Source organism: Thauera sp. AutoDN2 (assembly GCF_051280715.1).
Classification (GTDB): domain Bacteria; phylum Pseudomonadota; class Gammaproteobacteria; order Burkholderiales; family Rhodocyclaceae; genus Thauera.
This window is the reverse complement of record NZ_JBNCAR010000009.1, coordinates 104,364-119,563: the sequence shown is the minus strand read 5'-3', so window position 1 is coordinate 119,563 and position 15,200 is coordinate 104,364. Positions and strand designations below refer to the sequence as shown.

Here is a 15,200-nt window from a genome sequence, read left to right as displayed (position 1 = left end):
GCCTGCTTCGGGCTACGCCCTTTGCAGGCTTCCCACCTCGCATAACCGAGCGGACAATTCATTTGCTACAACACCGGACAGTTCTATTTGTTGCCAACACGCAAGGACACACGCCCTGGCGCGCGGGACAGCGCTCCCGGCCGTGCGGCTGAGGTCGCGGGCAGGGCGGTACAATCCCATCTTTCCGTCCTGCGGACGGCCTGCGTCCCGCGACCCGAGCACTCTCCCCATGGCCAAGACCCACCCCGAAGGCTGGCGCCTGCTTCCTGCAGAAGGGGCGCGCCGGCGCGAGATCGCCACCCTGACTCTGCTCGCCGCGGCACTGCCCGCGGACACCACGATCTACCATGGTCTGCACTGGACCCGGAGCGATGGGCTGGGCACGGTGTTCGGCGAGGTCGATTTCGCGGTGGTCGGTCCTACGGGACGCGTGCTGCTGGTGGAACAGCACACCGGCCTGCTGGACGAGGGCGCACAGGGGCTGGCGCGCCCGGGCAGACAGCGCGGGCCGCAGATCCACGTGGAGCTGGCGCGCTCGGCGGAGGCCTTGCGCAGCCGCCTGCGCCCGCTGCTGCACGGCGAGGAGCGCCCGCTCGAGCTGCTGCTGTACTGCCCCGACTACACGGTGCGCCAGCCCGGCACCGCCGGCCTCGACCCGGCGCGGATCGTCGATGCCACGCGCCGCGACGCGCTGCCGGCAGTGATCACCACGCTCACGCAAGCGCAGGCAGGCGACCCCACGCTGGACGCCGCGGCCCGCACCGCCCTGCACCGCTTCTTCGCTGACCTGCTGGAACTCGTGCCCGACGTGCAGGCGCACATCGGCCAGGCGGAGGACCTGACCACCCGCCTCGCCGGCGGCCTGACCGAGTGGGCACGCCGGATCGAGATGAACCCGCATCGGCTGCGCGTGACCGCTACAGCCGGCAGCGGCAAGACACAGCTCGCGCTCGCCGCCTACAGCGATGCGATCGCCGCGGGCCGGCGGCCGCTCTACGTGTGCTACAACCGCCCGCTCGCCGACCACTTCCTGCGCATTGCGCCAGCGGGGGGCGAGATCGCCACCTACCACCAACTGTGCGACCGTCGCCTGCGCGACGCCGGGCGCAAACCAGCCTTCGGCGCCCCCGGCGCCTTCCGCCGCATGGAGGCGGACTTCGCCACCCTGGCTGCAACCCACGCCACCGCCGACTGGCAGTTCGACGAACTGATCATCGACGAGGGGCAGGACTTCAGGGAGCCCTGGCGCGACGCCCTGCTCGCGCTCCTCAAGCCGGGCGGACGCGCATGGTGGCTCGAAGACCCGCTGCAGAACCTCTACGACCGCCCGCCGGTCGCCCTGCCCGGCTGGGTGGGACTCACAGCCGACACCAACTACCGCACCCCGGCCGACGTGCTCGCCCTGCTCAACGCCCGGCTTCCGCTGCCCGCACCGGTGCGCACCGGCAGCCCGGTGACCGACAGCAGGCCGGAGCTGTTCTCCTGGCGGGACGAGGCCGGACTGATGGAAGCCACCAAACGTGCGATCACGCGTGCGCTCGGGCTGGGCTTCCGCCGCGACATGATCGTGCTGCTGACCTTCCGCGGCCGCGAGCACTCGCGCTTCACCCCGCTCGACCACCTCGGGCCGCACCGCCTGCGTGCCTTCACCGGCCGCTACGACCTGCTCGGCGAGCCGGAGCACTCCCAGGGCGAATTGCTGATCGACTCGGTGTATCGCTTCAAGGGCCAGTCCGCGCCCTGCATCATCTTCACGGAGATCGACTTCGAGACGTCGGATGGGCACTCCCGCGAGCACATGGACGAACTCACCCTGCGCAAACTCTTCGTCGGCGCCACGCGGGCGACGATGAAGCTGATCCTGGTGGCGTCGGAGCAGGCTGCGAGGGCACTCGAGCCACTCGATGCAGGCAGCAGCTGAAACAAGGCTGGACACGCGCCGCCAGCGGATCCCTCCACCGCTGGCGCGACCGGCACGTGGCGCTCAGACGCGCAGGTCGACCTGGCTGACCGTGCCGACGCTGCCGTCCTCGCGCAGGTAGATGCTGCTCGCACGCATCTGCCCGAGGGCCTCATTGGCCGCGTTGTTGAGGCTGAAGGGAGTGCCGACCCGATCGAGGTAGAAAGCGCCCACCCCGGCCTGCTCGAGCGTCTTCAGGCTGCCCTCGCCGTGCGCATCCGGACGCCAGATGCGCAGCTGTGACCACGCTGCATCCGCCTCGTCGATCCAGCCGTTGCCGTCGTCGTCGAGCGCGGCAAGCTCGGCGAAGCCGTCGCCGCTGGCAGGGCCGAAGAGCTCCCTGCCATCTTCGATGCGACCGCTGGCGTTGCGGTCGAAGGCGAGGAAGCCGGCACCACCGGCCATGGGAAGCTGCTCCTTGCGCCCGTCGCCATCGAGGTCGAAGGCGAAGCGCAGATCGGACAGAGCCGCTGCAGGACCGCCGAAATCGAGCACGAGCGGATCCTTCATCGGTGCTGCGCCGGCACGCAAGCTCACCGAGACCTCCTCGGAATAGCTGCGGGACATTGCGAAGCCGATCTCGAAGCGGATCTCTCCGCCGTCCGCGGTGCGAACCACCCCGCCGGCTCGGAACGCCACGGATTCCTGCTCCACGTAGCGCTCGGTGAGCTCATACGCCATGCCGAAGCCGGCGCCCGGCCCCGCCTCGGCCTCCGCCCCTGCCGGCCGCTGCGCGGCGGCCCCCTCGCCGGAGAGCGCACGCAGATCCTCCGTCCTCATACGCCGCACCGGCTCCCCGGTGAGGAACTCGATCATGCGGATGAGCAGGGCGAGTTGGGGGTCGTTCTCGGCGGGATCTTCCAGCGCCTCGACCGAGGCCGCCTCCGCAGCACCGATCTCGGGCGAATCTGCGGCGAGCGCCGCGCGGCCCGCCGTCGAAATCTGCAGCGCACCGGTTGCGAGTGCGCGGCCCGGCTCCGCTCCGGCGGCCGAGGGCGTCGTCGCGACACCCAGCCCCCGGCCTCGTGGCGTGGGCGCGCCCGCACCACCGCCCCACACCTCCAGGCGCTCATGGCGCTCGAAGGTACTGGAAGACTGATGCGAGGACTGCAGATCGATACGGTAGGCGGCAACTTTCATGCGGGCACCCCGGACGGACGGGTCGGTTGTCCGCGTTAACGGCCGTGCACGGGAATTCTGAAGGCCTGGGCCGCCACACCCTCAAAGGAGCGCCTGGGCAAGCTCCGCAATCACACCCTCCTTGTCCTGGCCGCCGTGATCGAGCGCCCATTCGGGGTGCGCGCGCGCACGTGCGAACGCATCCGGGAGTGCACCCTTGCGCCAGCGGTCGGCAGCCGGATCGGCAGCGGAAGGGCCAGCCACCGTCTCCCCTCCGCCCTGCAGCTCGATCGGCATCAAGGCGGCGTGCCCCCTGCCGTCAAGCGCCGCCAGCAGCGCGCGCTGACGCAGCGCAACCATGCGCAGGATCGCATCATCGACGGTGAGCTCGCGATGACCACGCACCTTCGCTGCGATGCGCTCGCCGTAATGGCCGAAGGTCTGCCACAAGCCCCCCGCGAGCGCACCGAGGGCGGCTGCGGCGCCCAAGGTCAGGCCGCCAGTCATCAGGTCGATGCCCACCCCGGCTGCTGCACCCGCAGCAGCTCCCGTGCCCAGCCGCACGCCCATCTGGCGCAGCGTCTCGGGGTTGAAGAGGTCATCCTCCCAGCGTCCGTCCGCGAGCGGGAGCTCGGCCATGCGTGCATCGTCAGGGCGGAAGCGGTACAGCCGCAGCAGGCCATCGACACAGGCCTGCTCGCGCCGGCGCACGTCCTCACGCATGCGGGCGACGGCCGCCTGCAGCGCGGCTTCGTCGCCACCGGTTTCACCGCCGACGGTGTCGTCGCCCCTTTCCACCACACGCTCGCGGCGGGCTGCAAGTTCGACCAGCAGCTCCGCGACCCGCCTGCGCGCCGCCACACGGCGCGTATCGGCCTCGCGCTGGCGGGCCTGGATCAGCACCTGCAGGCGGGCACGATGACCGTGAATCAGCGTCGCCAGGGTGCCGAAGAGCTCGCGCTCGCCATCGAGCGGCGGCGCCACGGTGTCGAAGCTCACCACCGCATGCAGGCCCAATCGGGCGAGCGCAGCACGCCAGTCTCCTGCCCGCGCCGCCGGATCGGCAATGAAGTTCAGCACGGGCAGCAGCGGGCGCGCGCAGGCCGCGAGCAGTTCGAGCTCGTCGCGATGCTTGGGGAGCACGGGGTCACGCGCATCCACCACATACAGGCCGGCATCGCTCGCGAGCATCTGGCGCAGCACCTTGGCCTCCTGCTCGAAGCGCGCGCTGGCTTCCGGGCGCGCCAGGAAACGCGCGACCCGCTCGGGGCCGTCGACACGCTCACCGGGGTCGACCAGGCCATCGATGAACTCGAGCAGGGCGATGGCGTCCTCCATGCCCGGGGTGTCGAAGAGTTCCGCCGCGGGCTCGCCGTCCGCCATCAGCCGCAGGCCCTCGACGTGGCGGGTGGTTCCGGCGTGATCGGAAACCTCGCCGAAGCCGACATCGCGCGCCAGCGTGCGCAACAAGGAGGTCTTGCCGGTGTTGGTGTGGCCCACCACGGCCACGCGCAGGATGTCGCTCATCGTTCCGGATCTCCGCCTGCGAGCCAGGCCTGCGCTGCGGCGACGCTGGCAAACATGGCTTCCTCACCCAACCCGAGGCCGCCCAGCCCTTCCCGCCATTGCGCCACGCGCCCAAGCAACTCGCCAGCCCCCACGGGCACCACGCCGGCCGGCCAGACCCGGATCGACTGTGCATGATCGGCCAGGTCGGCAATCAGCCCCAGGCTGCCGCGATCGGGTGTCTGCCGCCCATCGACCACGACCAGCAGGCGCGCTGGAGGATGTGCGGCAAAGCGCTCGCGCACTGCGCGCCGCTGCTCGCGGCTGTCCAGTCGTCCGCCGTCCTCCCACCCAGCCCCCGTGCCGCCCGGAGCGGGGGCCGCCGCCGGTGCCCTAACCAGCCCCGGCCACGGCAGATCGTCACCCAGCTCCAGCGCGACCGCGACCGCGCCGCCGCCACCCTGCGCTACTGGTGCGTTGCGCTGCGGACGCGGCATCGCCGCTGGCTCCGGATCGCGCACGCCGATGCGTTCGCTGTCGGGCATCAGCAGAGGGCGCAGGCGGGCGTAGCCGGCATGCGACGGATCGAGCCGGATGCGGGCCGCGCCACGTCGCCACAGCCCGAAGCAAAGCAGTGCCAGGGCCAGCCGGGGCAGCACGCCGTAGGCCACCATCGCGCCCACCAGCCAGCCGGCCCAGGCACGGCGGCCCGCCTCGGCGAGCATCGGTGCATCACCGCTCGCCATCACGGTGGCCGCATCCGGCACCGGAAAGCCTAGCGACCCGGGCAGCGCGCCGAGCGCGGCACTCAGCGCGACGAAGGTGTCCGCCGGCAGGATGGTGGTTTCCCACATGAAGCCGTAACGTCTTGTGGCCAGCAGCGCGAGCACGCCGAGCGTGGCGCCCAGCAGCGCACCGAGCCACAGCGCATGGTTCGCCGCCCCCACCCCCCAGGCCGCAAGGCGACCGCGCCCGAGGAGGCCAGCGAGCGCGAGCGGGAGGTCGGCAGCCTCGCGGCTGCGGTCGAGCCAGCCGGTCAGGCTGAGCCAGGCCCGGCCGAGCAGCCCCCCATGCTGCAGCGCGGCGCCCTGAGCGCCACCCTGCAGGACGAGGCTCGCCAGCCACAGCAGCAGGCTCAACCCATGCACGCCGAGCAGCCCGCCCAGGGTCCACACCACATTGACCGGACGCGAACCGTCGCCCAGCACCCCGGCCGCCGCGCCGAAGCCGAACAGGAACGCAAGCACGAAGGCAAGCGTCAGCACCAGCCGCGCGCGCGCCTGCCAGCGCCGGATCGCCGCGCGCCACGCCACGGCGCCCTCGAGCAACTCGGCGCGCTTCAGCAGGCGCGCCTCGAAGCCACCCGAGTGCTCCCGCGCCGCGGCGTGCGCGCGCGCCTCGTCAAGCGGTGGATGATGTTCCTCATGGCGGCGGACGAGTTCGGCCAGCCAGCGCGAAGAGAGGGGATTCGGCAAGGGGGATCTGGGCACGCGAAAGCGGAAGGCAAGAAGTTCGCACAGAGTGATGGGGCAAGCATAACAACCTCGCCGTCCATACGCATCGGCGGCAGGCACATGGCAGCATGCCACCCGGGATGAAGCAGCGGCGGATGCAGCCGGAGGTGCATGCCGGCATGGGACGCAGTCCCTTCCATTTAGAATTGATCCTGATCAAGATCCTCCTGAATGGAATCGTTAGCCTTATGGCTTTCCTCACGACCGGATCGCGCCCATGAGCACCGAACTGTTTCACTGGACCGACGAGTTCAGCATCGGCTTGCAGGAGATCGACGAGCAGCACAAGGAACTGGTGGACCTGCTCAACCAGTTGCACACCGCCATCCGGGAGCATCACGGGTCTACTACTTCACGCCAGATCCTCGACAAACTGGCCGACTACACCCGAACCCACTTCGCCGTGGAGGAGAGTCTGATGCGGGTGTCGAACTACCCCGAGTTCGCCGCCCACAAGCAGAACCACGAGGATCTGATTGGGCAAGTCCAGTCGCTGCAGGAGAAGCTCGACAGCGGCGAGGCGACGATCAGCTTCGAACTCCTGCACTTCCTCAAGGTCTGGCTGATGCGCCATATCAACGAGGCGGACAAGCGCTTCGGCGCGTATTTCATCGAGGCCGGCGGCGAGTCCAAGTGGTCCGATGACGTCGAGCAGGCGATGAAGAAGCGCAAATGGTGGTGGAAGTTCTGGTAAGCCTGTGCGACAGAGGCCAAACTTCGCCCTTCTCACTCTTTCCACCCTTTCTCAACCCGCCCACCCTTTCGAGAAAACGATGATGCAGCACGCCCGGACATCCCGACTCGCTCTCCTCTCCCTCGTCCTGCTCGGCAGCAGCCTTGCGGCCACGAGCGCACACGCGGAAACGCTCATCTGCCCCGATCTTTCCAAGGCTGCGCAGATCCAGCCCTGCCCGACGGACGAGGAGTTGCGTTACACCTACATGGGCTTCTGCGGCGACAATGCACGTCTCTACGGCCGCGACGTACTCACCTGCGCGAGCTTCGAGAACTACAAGGCCGAGAAGAACTACGCGCTCTGGGAGACGGCAGACGGCGCCTTCAGCGGCTATCTTTCCTGCAATCTCGGCGCGGACACGATCAAGGCCTCGAAGGCCCTGAAGATGAGCGCCGAGCGCAAGAACAACCTGACCCGGCTGATCTGCAACTACGAGAACGACCAGCGCATGGTGCATCGGACCAAGGCGAACTGCACGGTCGAGCAGGCAGACTGCAGCACCGGCGAATGCAGGGCCCGCTGCGACTGAAGTAGGCGCACCGGGTACCGCAGCACGCTCTTCAAGCGTGCGGAACCTGCCCGGTGAAGCTGCCCAGGATGGAGGCCACCTCCTCCTGCGCCAGATCGCGGACGATGAACACCAGTCGGCTGCGGCGATCGTGGTAGGGCGGGCCATCGGGCCAGGCCTCCAGGCTGGTGGCGGGATAGACACTGTGCTGAACGCATTGCAGCACGCGTGGCTGCGGGTCGCCCGCCACGTTGAGGAGGCCCTTGATGCGCAGGATCCGCCCGCCATAGACCTGCAGCAACAGCGACAGTCCGTCGGAAAACTCGTACCAGGCCAGGGGCTCCTCGAAGCACAGCACGAAGCTGTGCACCCCCGCGCTGTGGCGCTCCGAAACCTGCGCGTCCGCGCTCTCACCGAACACTGCCCGTTGCCCCGCGCCCGGCCGACGCCAAGCCGGCGCAGGAGACGCGCGGCGCACAGCGCGCACCGCCTCCTCTCCCAGCCAGGCAGCCACATCGGGCGTCTTGCCGCCCGGATCGTACAAGCCACAGTCGAAGATCTGCTCGGGGGCCACCCGGCCCTGCTCAACCTCCACCTGACGCGCGCCGGGATTCAAGGCCGACACCAGCGCCGCGACCTCGGCGCGGACCTCCTCACTGGCGAGATCACACTTGGTGAGCAGCAGGCGGTCGGCCATCGCCACCTGGCGCATGGCCTCGTTATGACTGGCGAGCTGCTCACGGGCATGGGGCGCATCGACCGCAGTCACCACGCCGTCGAGCCGGTAACGTTCGGACAGGAAGGGCTCCGACAGCAGCGTATGGATGACCGGGGCCGGATCGGCCAGGCCGGTGGTTTCGATCAGCACCCGGCGCAGACCCTTGAGTTCGCGTCGCAGCGCGCGCATGAACAGGCCCTTGAGCGCCCGCACCAGATCACCCTGCACGCTGCAGCAGATGCAGCCCGAATCGAGCACCACCAGGCTCTCATCGACCTTCTCGACCAGGTGGTGATCGACGCCGACCTCGCCAAACTCGTTGATCAACACCGCGCAGCCTTCCATCTGCGGCTGTCGCAGCAGATGATTCAGCAACGTGGTTTTACCCGCACCGAGGAAGCCGGTGAGGATCGTGACCGGAATGCGGCGGTCGGCTTCTTGTGCGTTTGGGTCGGAGGCGTTCATCGGCATGCAGTGTAGCGTGCCGCAAGCCGTGCTTCACGACCCACGGCACGCGCCCTTATTGCCAGCCGCCGCCCAGCGCCTTGTACAGCGCAACACGGTTGCTCGCATCCGACAGTCGGGTGGAGATCAGCTCGAGCTCGGCGCCGTACAGACTGCGCTGGGCGTCGAGCAGGTTGAGGTAGCTGTCCACCCCGCCCTTGTAGCGTGCATCCGAGAGCGCGAAGCTCTGCTGCGCAGCCTCGACCAGCCGGCGCCGCGCGTCGAGCTGCTCGGCCAGCGTGGCGCGCTCGGCGAGCGCATCCGACACCTCGCGGAAGGCGGACTGGATCGCCTTCTCGTACTGGGCGACATGGATGTCGCGCTGGATCTCGGCCACATCCAGACTGGCCTGCAGGCGCCCCGCCTCGAAGATCGGCAGGCGGATCTGCGGCACGAAGCTCCACGCCCCCGAGCCGCCGTCGAACAGGCCGCTCAGCTCACTGCTCGCCGTCCCGGCGCTGGCGGTGAGCGTGATGCGCGGGAAGAAGGCGGCACGTGCCGCACCGATGCTGGCATTGGCGGCCATCAGCGCGCGCTCCGCCTGCAGGACGTCGGGGCGGCGCACAAGCACCTCTGCAGGCAGACCGGCGGGCAGTTCGGCGATGGCCGCGACCTGCTCGCCCAGGGCCGGCGGCTGCAGCGTAGCGGGCACGCCGGTCCCCACCACCAACGCGAGTGCATTCTCGCCCTGCGCCACCAGCGCGGCGTAACGCGCGGCATCGGCACGCGCCGTCTGCATCAGGGTTTCGGCCTGGCGCAGATCGAGCGCGGACACCGCACCGAGATCGAAGCTGCGCTGCGTGAGCTCGAAGGACTTCTGCCGCGTCGCGAAGGTGCTGCGCGCCAGAGCCAGACGCTCACGGTCGGCCGCAAGGCGCAGCCAGGCATTGGCCACTTCGGCGACCAGGCTGATCTGTGCGCTGCGGCGCGCCTCCTCGGTACCAAGGTAGGTCTGCAGCGCCTGCTCTTCGAGGCTGCGCACACGACCGAAGAAGTCGAGCTCATAGCTGGCAAAGCCGAGGTTGGCGGAATACTGGCGGCTGACCGTCGAGTCGCCACTCATGCTCAGGTCGCCCGGCACACGCTGCGCGCTCTGCCCGCCGCTGGCCGCGATCGACGGGAACAGGTCGGCACGCTGGATGCCGTACTGGGCCCGCGCGCGCTCGATATTGAGCGCGGCGACACGCAGGTCGCGGTTGTTCTCGAGCGCGAGCGCGATCACCTCACGCAGGCGCTCGTCGGCGAAGTAGTCGCGCCAGGCGACGGTGTCGGCCAGCGGCGCGACCGCCGTAGCCTCGGTAGGCGCAGCCTGCGGGAAGCTCGCCGGCACCGGCGCCGCGGGGCGCTCGAACACCGGCATCATCGAGCATGCACCGAGCGCGCTGGCCGCCAGAGCCGTCAGCAGGCCGCGCAGCGGCAACCTTGTTGCGTACTTGCTCATATCAACGTCCCTCCTGGGCGGTCGGCACCACGACCTCCGTTCTCGGCTTGTCGGGGAATACGCGCTTGATCACCACATAGAACAGCGGCACGAAGAACAGGCCAAGCAGCGTCGCGGCGATGGTGCCGCCGAGCACGCCGGTGCCGATCGCGTTCTGGCTGCCGGCGCCGGCGCCGGTGGCGATCGCCAGCGGCAGCACGCCGAAACCGAAGGCGAGCGAGGTCATGATGATCGGGCGCAGACGCATCCGCACCGCGGTCAGCGTGGCGGAGATCAGGTCCTTGCCTTCTTCCATCTGCGCCTTGGCGAACTCCACGATCAGGATCGCGTTCTTCGACGACAGGCCGATGGTGGCGAGCAGGCCGACCTGGAAATACACGTCGTTCGACAGGCCACGCCCGCTGGCGGCGAGCAGCGCGCCAAGCACGCCGAGCGGCACCACCAGCATCACCGCGAAGGGCACCGACCAGCTCTCGTACAGCGCCGCCAGGCACAGGAACACCACCAGCAGCGACAGCGCGTACAGCGCCGGCGCCTGCGAGCCGGAGCGGCGCTCCTCGTAGGAGGTGCCCGACCAGTCGTAGCCGATGCCGGGCGGCATCCTCGCCATGATCTCCTCCACGGCCTGCATCGCCTCACCCGACGAAAGGCCTGGCGCGGCCTGGCCGAGGATCTCCATGGAGGGCTGGCCATTGAAGCGCTCCAGGCGCGGCGAGCCATAGGTCCAGTGCGCGGTGGCGAAGGCCGAGAACGGCACCATCTCGCCCGCCTTGTTGCGCACGTACCACCTGTCGAGATCCTCGGGCGTCATGCGCGAGCCTGCCTCACCCTGCAGATAGACCTTCTTGATGCGGCCACGGTCGAGGAAGTCGTTGATGTAGCTGCCGCCCCAGGCGGTGGACAAGGTGTCGTTGATGTCCGCGACCGACAGGCCGAGCGCGCCGGCCTTGGCGTGGTCGATGTCGAGCTTGAGCTCGGGCATGTCCTCCTGACCGTTGGGGCGCACGCCCACCAGGCGCTTGTCCTGCGCGGCCATGCCGAGGAACTGGTTGCGCGCAGCCAGCAGGGCTTCGTGGCCGAGGCCGGAGCGGTCCTGCATCTGCACGGTGAAGCCACCCGAGGTGCCGAGCTCGATCACCGCCGGCGGCACGAAGGCAAACACCATGGCCTCGCGGATCTGCGAGAACGCGCCCATCGCTCGCCCGGCCACGGACTTCACGTCCTTGCCTGGCGCCTTGCGCTCGTCCCAGTGCTTCAGATTCACGAAGCCGATACCCATGTGCTGGCCACTGCCGCCGAAGGAGAAGCCTGCAACCGTGAAGATCGCGCGCACAGTGTCCTTCTCATTCACCAGGTAATGCTGCTCGACCTTCCTCAGCACCTCGAGCGTGCGCTCCTGGGTGGCACCAGCGGGCAACATGACCTGGTTGAACATCACACCCTGGTCTTCCTCGGGCAGGAAGGAGGTCGGCATGCGCATGAAGAGCAGGCCGAGCACCGCGACGATGGCGACGTAGATGGCGAGGAAACGCACGCTACGCTTGAGGATTCCGCCGACCGCCGACTCGTAGCCCTGGGTGCTGCGGTCGAACCTAACGTTGAACCAATGGAAGAACTTGCCGAACAGACCGCCTTCGCCATGCTCGTGGCCCTTCTCCACCGGCTTGAGGATGCTCGCGCACAGGGCGGGGGTGAACACGATGGCCACCACCACCGACAGCGCCATCGCCGACACGATAGTGATCGAGAACTGGCGATAGATGACCCCCGTTGAGCCGCCGAAGAAGGCCATCGGCACGAACACCGCCGACAGCACCAGGCCGATGCCGATCAGCGCGCTGGTGATCTGGTCCATCGAGCGCCGGGTGGCTTCCTTGGGCGGCAGGCCCTCCTCGGTCATCACGCGCTCGACGTTCTCGACCACCACGATGGCGTCGTCCACCAGCAGGCCGATCGCCAGCACCATGCCGAACATGGTGAGCGTGTTGATCGAGAAGCCAAAGGCGGCCATCAGGCCGAAGGTGCCGAGCAGCACCACCGGGATCGCCATGGTGGGGATCAGCGTGGCGCGGAAATTCTGCAGGAACAGGTACATCACCAGGAAGACCAGCACCACCGCCTCGATCAGCGTCATCACCACCGACTCGATCGAGATCTTCACGAAGGGGGTGGTGTCGTAGGGCACGACGTACTCCACGCCTTCCGGGAAGTAGCGCTTCATCTCGTCGAGCCTGGCGCGCACCGCGGTCGCGGTGTCGAGCGCGTTGGCGCCCGAGGCCAGGCGGATGCCGACGCCCGCGGCCGGCTGGCCGTTGAAGCGGGCGACGGTGCCGTAGTTCTCGGCGCCGATCTCGATGCGGGCGACGTCCTTCAGGCGCACCTCGCCGCCCTGCATGCTGCTGCGCAGCAGGATGTTCTCGAACTCCTGCACGGTCTGCAGGCGGCTCTGCGCGGTGATGGTGGCGGTGAAGCCCTGGCCGGGGACCGCCGGCGTACCGCCGAGCTGGCCGGCCGACACCTGGGTGTTCTGCGCCACCAGGGCGGTGCGCACATCACCCGGGGTGAGGCGGTAGTTGGTCAGCCTGGCCGGGTCGAGCCACACCCGCATGGCGTACTGGGCACCGAACACCTGCACCTCGCCAACGCCATCGACGCGCGACAGCGGGTCCTGCACCGAGGACACGAGGAAGTCCGACAGGTCGGTACCGTCCATGCTGCCGTCCGCGGACACGAAGCCGACCACCATCAGGAAGTTCATCGCCGACTTGGCGACCGTCACCCCCTGCTGCTGCACGGCCTGCGGCAGCAGCGGCAGCGCAGTCTGCATCTTGTTCTGCACCTGCACCTGGGCGATGTCGGGGTCGGTGTCGGCGGAGAAGGTCAGCGTGGTCGAGGCGTTGCCGTAGGCGTCGCTGGTCGACTTCATGTACAGCAGGCCGTCGAGGCCGGTGAGCTTCTGCTCGATGATCTGCGTCACCGAGTCTTCCACCGCCTTGGCGGAGGCGCCCGGATAGCGGGCGTTGATGACGATCGCGGGCGGCGCGATCGACGGGTACTGGGACACCGGCAACTGCTGGATGGACAGGGCGCCCGCCAGCATGATGACGATGGCGATGACCCACGCGAAGATGGGCCGGTCGATGAAGAAACGTGCCATGGTCCGCTACCTCAGCTGGCCTTGCCTGCGGGCGTGGCAGCGGGCGCCCCTATCCCCGCCTCCTGCGCCTGCACCGGCGCACCCGGCCGGACCTTCTGCAGCCCCTCGACGATGATGCGCTCGCCAGCCGCAAGGCCGCTGGTCACCACCCAGTCCGAGCCCAACGACTGCGCAACCTGCACCGGACGCGCCTCGACCTTGCTCTCGGCATTGACCACCATCACCAGTGCGTTGCCGCGCGGGTCGCGGCTGAGCGCCTTGTGCGGCACCCGGATCGCCTCGCTGCGCGTGCCCTGCGGCAAGCGCGCACGCACGTACATGCCGGGCAACAGCACGCCGTCGGCGTTGGGAAACTGGGCACGCAGGGTCACGCTGCCGGTGCCTTCGTCCACAGTGACCTCGGACAGCGCCAGGCGGCCCTCGGCGGCGTACTCGCTGCCATCCTCGAGGACCAGCCTCACCGGCACCTCCCCCTTGGCGCCCGGCTGCAGTCGGCCAGCGGCGATCTCGGCGCGCATGCGCAGCATATCGGCGCTGGACTGGGTAAGGTCAACGTAGATCGGGTCAAGCTGCTGCACCGTGGCGAGTGCCTGCGCCTGGTTAGCGGTGACCAGCGCACCGGCAGTCACCGCCGAGCGGCCGATGCGGCCGGCGATCGGCGACTTCAGCCGCGTGTAGTCAAGGTCGATCTTCGCCTTGTCGAGCGCGGCCTTTGCCGCCGCAACCTCTGCCTGGGCCTGCTTGAGCGCAGCCTGGGCATCGTCGTTGGCCTGCTTGCTCACCGCGTCGATCTTCACCAGGCCGGCATGGCGCTGGGCCTTGATGCTCGCCGCTTGGGCATTGGCCTCGGCGCGCGCGAGATTCGCCTTCGCACTGTCCAGCGCGGCCTGGTACAGCGCCGGGTCAATCCGGTAGAGCACCTGCCCAGCCTCGACCTCGCTACCTTCCTTGAAGGCGCGCTCGGTAAGGATGCCGGTGACCTGCGGGCGCAGCTCGGCGATCAGGTACGGCGTGGTGCGGCCGGGCAGCTCGGTCACCATGGGCACCGCAGCGGTCGCGACGGTCATCACGGTGACCGCTGGCGCCTGCTGCTGCGCCCCGGCACCCGGCGCGGCGCCCTGTTCCTTGCCGCCGCTGCAGGCAGCAAGGAACAGGGCACTCGCGGCCACCGCGACTGCGGATCGGATCAGGGAACGGGAGTTGGTCTTCATTTGAGCCTCGTGAACGCGAAAGACTGCGGCCCACTGAAAGGTGTTGGCTGCAGCCTAGGATCGGGTAGATTTAGAATGCTCGTTCTAGATCGAACGCTCATTCTATGTTATGGTTTGTTGCACCGCAAGAATTTCAGTGAGCTTCCCATGCGCAGGCCGATCCACAACAGGCCCGCGCGCGCCGCCAGCAAGACATGCAGACCACGGAACAGACACCTCAGCAGCACGAGCACGAAGCCTCGCGCGCCGCCGCGCGCCGCCAGCAGATCCTCAACGCCGCGGCGCAGTGCTTTCGCGAGCACGGCTTTCATGGCGCCAGCATCGCGCAGATCTCGAAGACCGCGGGCATGAGTCCGGGGCACATCTATCATTACTTCGAAAACAAGGAAGCCATCATCGCCGCGATCGTGGCACAGGATCTCGAGGGCCTGCTCACGCTGACCGCCGAACTGCGCGCTGCATGCAATGTGCGCGCAGCCCTGATCGAGCGCGCTGCCGAAGGCGTCTTCGATCAGCTCGACCCGGTGAGTGCCGCACTGAAGCTCGAGATCGTCGCCGAAGCGGCGCGCAACCCACGGGTTGCGCAGATCGTGCGCGAAGCAGACGCTGCCTGTCGACGCGAGCTCGCGACCACGATCGGCGTGATCCGCCGTGCCACCGGGCACGACGACCCACCCAAGGCGATCGAAGACATGGTGGAAGTACTCGCGAGTCTGTTCGAGGGTCTGCTGCTGCGCACCATCCGCAACCCTGCCCTCGACCACGAGCGCGTCGCGCGACGCATCCAGATCGCCATCAACGATCTGCTCGACCAGCCGGGCTGAGC

Annotated in this window: 11 protein-coding genes; 4 read left to right on the top strand and 7 right to left on the bottom strand. The window is 68.6% G+C overall.

The genetic code is table 11. The features are described from left to right. The first annotated feature begins 229 nt into the window (after positions 1–229). Positions 230–1,921 carry an ATP-binding domain-containing protein gene (locus ACPT9U_RS07760; protein ID WP_418363961.1) on the top strand — a complete coding sequence of 564 codons (1,692 nt, stop codon included), beginning with the start codon at positions 230–232 and terminating at the stop codon, positions 1,919–1,921. Between the two features lie 63 nt (positions 1,922–1,984). Here ACPT9U_RS07760 and ACPT9U_RS07755 read toward each other — a convergent pair whose 3' ends face one another. From ACPT9U_RS07755 to ACPT9U_RS07745, 3 genes are all read right to left on the bottom strand, one after another. Then, entirely contained in the window at positions 1,985–3,100 is a 1,116-nt protein-coding gene (locus ACPT9U_RS07755; protein ID WP_418363962.1) for a hypothetical protein, read from the bottom strand. An 81-nt stretch (positions 3,101–3,181) separates the two neighbouring features. Beyond that, positions 3,182–4,606: a GTPase/DUF3482 domain-containing protein gene (locus ACPT9U_RS07750; RefSeq protein ID WP_418363963.1), complete on the bottom strand. Its 1,425-nt coding sequence runs from the start codon at positions 4,604–4,606 to the stop codon at positions 3,182–3,184. Next, complete coding sequence (locus ACPT9U_RS07745; protein WP_418363964.1) at positions 4,603–6,060, bottom strand: DUF2868 domain-containing protein; 1,458 nt, start codon at positions 6,058–6,060, stop codon at positions 4,603–4,605. Before ACPT9U_RS07745 ends, ACPT9U_RS07750 begins: the two co-directional genes overlap by 4 nt. 256 nt (positions 6,061–6,316) lie before the next feature. Here ACPT9U_RS07745 and ACPT9U_RS07740 point away from each other — a divergent pair, with 256 nt between their 5' ends. Both ACPT9U_RS07740 and ACPT9U_RS07735 read left to right on the top strand, forming a co-directional pair. Continuing rightward, the gene (locus tag ACPT9U_RS07740) at positions 6,317–6,793 is read left to right on the top strand and encodes a bacteriohemerythrin (RefSeq protein ID WP_418363965.1); all 477 of its coding nucleotides are present in this window, start codon (positions 6,317–6,319) and stop codon (positions 6,791–6,793) included. A gap of 79 nt (positions 6,794–6,872) precedes the next feature. After that, positions 6,873–7,364: a hypothetical protein gene (locus ACPT9U_RS07735; RefSeq protein ID WP_418363966.1), complete on the top strand. Its 492-nt coding sequence runs from the start codon at positions 6,873–6,875 to the stop codon at positions 7,362–7,364. 31 nt (positions 7,365–7,395) lie between these two features. On the opposite strand, the gene ACPT9U_RS07730 is transcribed toward ACPT9U_RS07735, so the two are convergent. Genes ACPT9U_RS07730 through ACPT9U_RS07715 form a run of 4 tightly spaced genes read right to left on the bottom strand, consistent with a single transcriptional unit; the run spans position 7,396 to position 14,374 of the window. Continuing rightward, positions 7,396–8,532: a CobW family GTP-binding protein gene (locus ACPT9U_RS07730; protein WP_435750474.1), complete on the bottom strand. Its 1,137-nt coding sequence runs from the start codon at positions 8,530–8,532 to the stop codon at positions 7,396–7,398. A 49-nt stretch (positions 8,533–8,581) separates the two neighbouring features. Further along, complete coding sequence (adeC, locus tag ACPT9U_RS07725) at positions 8,582–10,006, bottom strand: AdeC/AdeK/OprM family multidrug efflux complex outer membrane factor (RefSeq protein WP_435750473.1); 1,425 nt, start codon at positions 10,004–10,006, stop codon at positions 8,582–8,584. 1 nt (position 10,007) lies between these two features. Beyond that, entirely contained in the window at positions 10,008–13,163 is a 3,156-nt protein-coding gene (locus tag ACPT9U_RS07720) for an efflux RND transporter permease subunit (protein WP_435750472.1), read from the bottom strand. An 11-nt stretch (positions 13,164–13,174) separates the two neighbouring features. Beyond that, complete coding sequence (locus ACPT9U_RS07715) at positions 13,175–14,374, bottom strand: efflux RND transporter periplasmic adaptor subunit (protein ID WP_435750471.1); 1,200 nt, start codon at positions 14,372–14,374, stop codon at positions 13,175–13,177. A 194-nt stretch (positions 14,375–14,568) separates the two neighbouring features. On the opposite strand from ACPT9U_RS07715, the gene ACPT9U_RS07710 reads away from it, so the two are divergent. Next, complete coding sequence (locus ACPT9U_RS07710; protein WP_435750470.1) at positions 14,569–15,198, top strand: TetR/AcrR family transcriptional regulator; 630 nt, start codon at positions 14,569–14,571, stop codon at positions 15,196–15,198. Positions 15,199–15,200 lie beyond the last annotated feature (2 nt).

Excerpts from the sequence above, each read along its gene's own strand:
- ACPT9U_RS07760 (WP_418363961.1), top strand. The coding sequence starts at position 230 with ATGGCCAAGACCCACCCCGAAGGCTGGCGCCTGCTTCCTGCAGAAGGG.
- ACPT9U_RS07755 (WP_418363962.1), bottom strand. The coding sequence starts at position 3,100 with ATGAAAGTTGCCGCCTACCGTATCGATCTGCAGTCCTCGCATCAGTCT.
- ACPT9U_RS07750 (WP_418363963.1), bottom strand. The coding sequence starts at position 4,606 with ATGAGCGACATCCTGCGCGTGGCCGTGGTGGGCCACACCAACACCGGC.
- ACPT9U_RS07740 (WP_418363965.1), top strand. The coding sequence starts at position 6,317 with ATGAGCACCGAACTGTTTCACTGGACCGACGAGTTCAGCATCGGCTTG.
- ACPT9U_RS07735 (WP_418363966.1), top strand. The coding sequence starts at position 6,873 with ATGATGCAGCACGCCCGGACATCCCGACTCGCTCTCCTCTCCCTCGTC.
- ACPT9U_RS07730 (WP_435750474.1), bottom strand. The coding sequence starts at position 8,532 with ATGCCGATGAACGCCTCCGACCCAAACGCACAAGAAGCCGACCGCCGC.
- adeC (WP_435750473.1), bottom strand. The coding sequence starts at position 10,006 with ATGAGCAAGTACGCAACAAGGTTGCCGCTGCGCGGCCTGCTGACGGCT.
- ACPT9U_RS07720 (WP_435750472.1), bottom strand. The coding sequence starts at position 13,163 with ATGGCACGTTTCTTCATCGACCGGCCCATCTTCGCGTGGGTCATCGCC.
- ACPT9U_RS07715 (WP_435750471.1), bottom strand. The coding sequence starts at position 14,374 with ATGAAGACCAACTCCCGTTCCCTGATCCGATCCGCAGTCGCGGTGGCC.
- ACPT9U_RS07710 (WP_435750470.1), top strand. The coding sequence starts at position 14,569 with ATGCAGACCACGGAACAGACACCTCAGCAGCACGAGCACGAAGCCTCG.